Origin of the sequence: Streptomyces sp. UH6, assembly GCF_013421635.1 — a bacterium.
In the GTDB taxonomy this organism is placed as follows: Bacteria; Actinomycetota; Actinomycetes; order Streptomycetales; family Streptomycetaceae; genus Streptomyces; species Streptomyces abyssomicinicus.
Map to the genome: position 1 here is coordinate 1 of NZ_JACADT010000450.1, position 4437 is coordinate 4437.

The 4437-nt window shown below is 71.4% G+C and carries 5 protein-coding genes; all 5 read right to left on the minus strand.

The window, feature by feature from the left end:
* Positions 1–1006, minus strand: a 1006-nt coding sequence (locus HW445_RS19635) for an ROK family glucokinase (RefSeq protein WP_180222299.1), incomplete at its 3' end; no start/stop codon positions are given.
* A gap of 130 nt (positions 1007–1136) precedes the next feature.
* Positions 1137–2036, minus strand: a complete 900-nt coding sequence (locus HW445_RS19640; protein WP_180222303.1) for an ATP-binding cassette domain-containing protein — start codon at positions 2034–2036, stop codon at positions 1137–1139.
* Positions 2003–3052: an ABC transporter permease gene (locus HW445_RS19645; protein WP_180222300.1), complete on the minus strand. Its 1050-nt coding sequence runs from the start codon at positions 3050–3052 to the stop codon at positions 2003–2005. Before HW445_RS19645 ends, HW445_RS19640 begins: the two co-directional genes overlap by 34 nt.
* Positions 3049–4053 (minus strand): sugar ABC transporter substrate-binding protein, encoded by a 1005-nt coding sequence (locus HW445_RS19650; protein WP_180222301.1) that lies wholly within the window; start codon positions 4051–4053, stop codon positions 3049–3051. The genes HW445_RS19645 and HW445_RS19650 overlap by 4 nt, the downstream gene beginning before the upstream one ends.
* A gap of 169 nt (positions 4054–4222) precedes the next feature.
* Positions 4223–4437: UTRA domain-containing protein (locus tag HW445_RS19655; protein ID WP_180222302.1), on the minus strand; the 215-nt coding region annotated here is incomplete at its 5' end.

Sequence of the window (4437 nt, forward strand, 5' to 3'; positions counted from 1 at the left end):
GGTAGCCGCGGCCGGTCAGGTGGCGGCGGAAGGCGTCCCGGGCGGGGCCGATCAGCAGGTCGTCGGCGGCCGAGACGCCGCCGCCGATGACGAAGCAGGACGGGTCGAGGGCGGCCGCCAGGTTGGCGATGCCCACGCCCAGCCACTGCCCGATGTCCTGGAGCAGTTCGACGCACATGGCGTCGCCCTCGCGGGCCAGCTCGGTGATCATCGGACCGGTGATCGCGGAGATGTCGCCCTTGACGTGCTCGATGATCCCGAACGCCACCGGGGAGTCGGCGGCGGCGAGCTCACGGGCCTCGCGGACCAGGGCGTTGCCGGAGCTGTACTGCTCCCAGCAGCCGCGGTTGCCGCACGGGCAGCGGTGTCCGCCGGGGACGACCTGCATGTGGCCGAACTCGCCGGCCACCCCGAACTTGCCCCGCTTGACCCGGCCGTCCTCGAGGATGGCCCCGCCGATGCCGGTGCCGAGCGTGATCATGACCAGGTGGTCCTCGCCCTTGCCGGCGCCGAACCGCCACTCCGCCCACGCGGCGGCGTTGGCGTCGTTGTCGACCAGCACGGGCACCGAGAGCCGTTCGGCGAGCCGGTCCCGCAGCGGCTCGTTGCGCCACGACAGGTGCGGGGCGAAGAGCACCCGGTTGAGGTCGGCGTCGATCCAGCCGGCCGCGCCGATCCCGACGGCGTGCACGTCGTGCCGGTCGGAGAGGTCCAGCACCAGCTCGGCGATGGTGTCCTCGACGACCTTGGGGCTCTTGGACTTGTCCGGGGTCTCGGCCCGGAGCTTCTCCAGGATGTTGCCGTCGGCGTCCACGACGCCGGCCATCACCTTCGTGCCGCCGATGTCGATGCCGACCGTGGGGACACGGGGCGCCGACAGGTGCGAACGGCGCTCCCGGGAACCCACCGTCCGCAGGACGGGGGCACGGCGCGAGCCGATCGGGGCTCCGGCCGCCCTGGCCGGGTTCAGCGCCCGGGGCAGTGCGAGGTCGCGGTAGGTGCTCATCGCGCCGATTCTGCCTCAATCCGGTGAGCCGCCGCATGGCGGCGTCCCGGCCGGCCCCGGTGTCCCGGGCGACGCACCGTTCCCCGCGGCGCGGGGGCCGCCGCCCGCCACGCCGGTGCCGTCGTCGCGCTCACGACCGTGGCCGCCTCTCGTCCGCGTCGGCCGTCACGGGCCGGGCGGCCGCTTCCGGGCGCTCCAACTCGTGGCGCAGGTCGTCCAGCTCGTCGCCGCCCGCCATCTGCCGGGTCAGCTCGTCGAGGGTGATCCCGTCCCGGGTGTGGTGACCCGCCATGGCGCCGCGCTTGAGCAGGACGAAACGGTCGCCGACCAGGTAGGCGTGGTGCGGGTTGTGGGTGATGAACACAACAGCCAGTCCGGCGTCCCGGGCGGCCGCCACATATTTGAGGACCACACCCGACTGCTTGACGCCCAGGGCGGCGGTCGGCTCGTCGAGGACCAGCACCCGGGCGCCGAAGTACACGGCCCGGGCGATGGCCACGCACTGGCGCTCACCGCCGGAGAGGGTGCCGATGGGCTGGTCCACGTCGCGCAGGTCGATGCCCATGCGCCGCAGTTCGGCGTGGGCGGTGCGGCGCATGAACTCGACGTCCATGCGGCGCAGCGGGCCGCGGCCCTTGGTGGGTTCGGAACCGAGGAAGAAGTTCCGCCAGACCGGCATCAGCGGGACGACCGCCAGGTCCTGGTAGACGGTGGCGATGCCGCGGTCCAGGGCCGCGCGGGGGCCGGCGAGCCGGGTCTCCTCGCCGTCGATCCGGAAGGCCCCCGCGTCGTGGCCGTGCAGCCCCGAGATGATCTTGATCAGGGTGGACTTGCCCGCGCCGTTGTCGCCCAGGACGCAGGTGATCTCGCCCGCCCGGGCCTGGAGGGAGACGCCCTCCAGGGCACGGACGTTGCCGTAGTACTTGCTGACCTGCTCCAGCTCGACCAGCGGGGCGTCCCCGGCGGTCCGCTCGGCGGTCGGTTCGGTCGCCGTGGTCACTTCGTCGCCTCCGCGCGCTTGCGGACCCAGTGGTTGAGCAGGGTCGCCAGGAGCAGCATCGCTCCGAGGAAGAACTTGAACCAGTCGGGCTCCCACTCGGCGAAGACGATGCCCTTGCTGGTCATGCCGAAGATCAGCGCGCCGACCGCCGACCCGACGGCGGAGCCGTAGCCGCCGGTGATCAGACAGCCGCCGATGACCGCCGCGATGATGTAGATCAGCTCGTTGCCCACGCCCTCGCCGGACTGGACGACGTCGTAGCTGAAGAGCAGGTGCTGGCCGGAGATCCAGGCGGCCAGGGCCACGCCCATGTAGAGACCGATCTTGGTGGCGCGCACCGGCACGCCCACCGCCCGGGCCGCCGCCTCGTTGCCGCCGACGGCGAAGATCCAGTTGCCCACCCGGGTGCGCAGCAGGATCCAGGAGGCGGCAGCGATCAGCAGCAGCCACCAGAGGATAGTGATCTTGACGTTGACCCCGCCGACCGTCAGCGTGGAGGCGAAGACCGCCTTGGCCTCGGGGAAGCCCTCCATGTCGGCGATGGTCTTGGTGGAGACCGTGTCGCTGATCAGCTTGGTGAAGCCGAGGTTCATGCCGATCAGCATCAGGTAGGTGCCCAGGGTGATGATGAAGCTCGGCAGCCTGGTGCGGGTCAGCATGAACCCGTTGAACGCGCCGACGGCCAGGGTGACCAGCAGCGACACGCCGACGCCGACCCAGACGTTGGCGGTCATCTGGTAGCTGAACATCGACGACACCAGCGCCGAGGTCGTCACCAGCACGCCCGCGGAGAGGTCGAACTCGCCGCCGATCATCAGCAGTGCCACCGGGACGGCCATGATGCCGATGGTGGACGCCGCGTACAGGACGGTGCTCAGGCTCGACGCGCGCAGGAAGCTGTCGGCGGCGAAGGCGAAGAAGGCGAAGACGGCCACGGCGCCGACCACCGCGCCCAGCTCGGGTCTGCCGAGCACCCGCCGCAGGGGCGAGGTGCGCAGCACACGCTCGTCCACCGGGGCGGCCGCTGCCTGGGCTGCGGTGCTCATCGGGTTCCCCGTTCCGCGTACTCGGCGAGTTCCCCGGCCTGCTCCTCGGTGACGATCTGCGGGCCGGTCAGCACGGCCTGCCCGCCGCCGAGCACGTCGGCGTTGTACCGGTACAGCCACAGGAGGTCGACGGCCTGGTAGCCCTGGAGGTAGGGCTGCTGGTCGACGGCGAAGCCGAGGGTGCCGTCCTTCAGGCCGGCGGCGACCTTGGCGTTGAGGTCGAAGGTGTCGATCTCGGCCTCGCTGCCGGCCTCGGCCTTCGCCTTGGCCGCGGTGTCGGCGAAGGGGGCGCCCAGGGTGACGATCGCGTCGATCTTCTTGTCGGCCTCGAGCTTGGCGCCGATGGTGGACTGGACGTCGGGCATGTTGGTGCCCTCGACGTACAGGTTCTCGACCTTGCCCTCGAAGGTCTCCTTCAGGCCGTCGCACCGCTGCTCGTGGCCGACGTTGCCCTGCTCGTGCAGGATGCAGAGGGCCTTCTGCTTCCCGCGGGCGTTGAGCTCCTCGCCGACCGCCCGGCCGGCGACGGTCTCGTCCTGGCCGATGTGGGTGAGGGCGCCGAACTCCTTGGAGACCTCGGAACCGGAGTTGACCGTGATCACCGGGATACCGGCCTTCACGGCGCGGTCCACCGCGGCCTTCATCGCCTCGGGCTTGGCGAGGGTGACGATGATGCCGTCGACCTTCTTGTCCACGGCGGCGTCCACGAGCTGGGCCTGCTGCTGCGCCTCGGCGTCGTGGGAGTAGAGGAAGTTGATGTTGTCCTTGACCGCGGCCTGCTGGGCGCCGTTCTGGACGATGTCCCAGAAGGTGTCGCCGTCACCGGAGTGCGTGATCATGGCGAAGGTCCACCGCGGGGTGTTCACCGCCGCCTTCCCCTGGGCCGCCGCGGCCTTCCGGGCGTCCTCGGCGCGCTTGCCGCCGGTGCTGCTGCAGCCCGCGACCGAGACGCAGAGCGCCCCTGCCACCGCGATGCCCACCCAGGTCCGAAACCGTCCCACGAGGTGTGTCCTTCTTCCTTCTCGGTTTCCGCGGATCTTCTTCCGCGCTCCGGCGTGGGGTGACGGCCGTCCGCCGTCCCACCCGAACGCAAAATTATCGAACATCCGGATGGCGGGACGGTCGGCGGGGTGAGGCATCCGCGACACCCGGCCCGGGACGTGGAATGCGTCACTCCGGGGCGAGCAGGCGCTGATCAAGGGTCCAGCGGGTGGGCCGGACGGCGTGGTCGGCGTGTTCCACGGCACGTCCGGCCGCGTCGACGACGACGCGCCGCAGAGTGAGCAGCGGGGCTCCCTCCGCCTCGTCCAGCAGGCGGGCCTCGGACGGGGTGGCCCCTCGCGCGCCGATCCGCTGCCGGGCGCTGTGCGGGACGACGCCGGCGG

Bases quoted from the DNA above. Each gene is read 5' to 3' on its own strand.
- HW445_RS19645 (WP_180222300.1), bottom strand. From the start codon at position 3,052: ATGAGCACCGCAGCCCAGGCAGCGGCCGCCCCGGTGGACGAGCGTGTG.